We start from the raw sequence: 1,082 nt of genomic DNA on the forward strand, positions 1-1,082 counted from the left end.
ACATGAATACTGTTCATTTATACTCAGCGAACCTAACGCAGTAACAAGGAATCCACTTCATGAAACGCATTGCGCTTCTCTTTGCCATGTTTGCATTACTTTCTGGTTGTAGCAGCATGTCGCCAGAACAATGCCAAACCGCAGATTGGTATCGCGTCGGCTACCAAGATGGCCGCTCAGGTAACAACCCAAACATTTTGTACGAATATATTAAAGACTGTCGCGAAGCAGGCGTAACGCCAAATCACGTTGAGTGGCAAGACGGTTTTGATAAAGGCACCATTCTTTACTGTTCGCCAGACAATGGTTACACGGTGGGTGTAGAAGGAAAAACCTACTATGGCGTTTGCTCTAACGATCTTTTCCTTAAAAACTATCAGTTAGGCCATCAAGAATATCAGCGTCAACAACGCATTAACGCATTAGATGCGGAGATATCACGCCTTGATCATCAATTGGATGCAAACTTAGATAAAGACAACGCGAAGCGTATTAGAGAGAGAAGAAAACAACTGGCGCGTGAGCGTGCATCACTCATCTCGCCAGGAGCTAATTACTACTTTAACTTTTAGTTGCGACGGGCTACAACGATAGGGTCATAAAGCGGCTATTTGGATCAGGTTGATAGTCGCCAAACGGCTCGCAGTACGCGAAACCATGTTTTTCATATAGGCGATGCGCGGGTTCAAAAAATGCCATCGACCCAGTTTCCAAACTTAAACGTTGTATCCCCTGATGTTTCGCTTGCTCAATCACGTGATTGAGTAAGCGGGATGCCACGCCCTGTTTTCTCGCCGACGGCGTCGTACGCATCGATTTCAACTCTGCGTGACCATCTTCTAGTTGGCTCATTGCCACACATCCCAATAGCTGCTCACCATCCCAGCCCGTCCAAAACGTGATTGAAGGCAGCTTCAACTTGCTTACATCTAACGCATGCACGCTCTCTGGTGGCGATGTAGCGTACATGTCCTGTAAATGCTCTTCCAACAACGCAAGCACCTGCGGCCGTTCTAAATCTTCGATTTCAATTCTCATATTTCCATCCTTGGTGTTTTCCTAGCTAAAGCGGCTGTCTCATA

2 protein-coding genes are annotated in these 1,082 nt (G+C 46.3%); one reads left to right on the forward strand and one right to left on the reverse strand.

All coding sequences use genetic code 11. The annotated features are described in order from the left end of the window. Positions 1 to 59 precede the first annotated feature (59 nt). Positions 60 to 572, forward strand: a complete 513-nt coding sequence (locus R8O11_RS25150) for a DUF2799 domain-containing protein (RefSeq protein ID WP_005484189.1) — start codon at positions 60 to 62, stop codon at positions 570 to 572. Between the two features lie 10 nt (positions 573 to 582). Here the strand turns inward: R8O11_RS25150 and R8O11_RS25155 are convergent, their stop codons facing one another. Continuing rightward, positions 583 to 1,038 (reverse strand): GNAT family N-acetyltransferase, encoded by a 456-nt coding sequence (locus tag R8O11_RS25155; protein ID WP_318194602.1) that lies wholly within the window; start codon positions 1,036 to 1,038, stop codon positions 583 to 585. Positions 1,039 to 1,082 lie beyond the last annotated feature (44 nt).

The sequence above is a fragment of the Vibrio sp. 1288 genome (assembly GCF_033344475.1).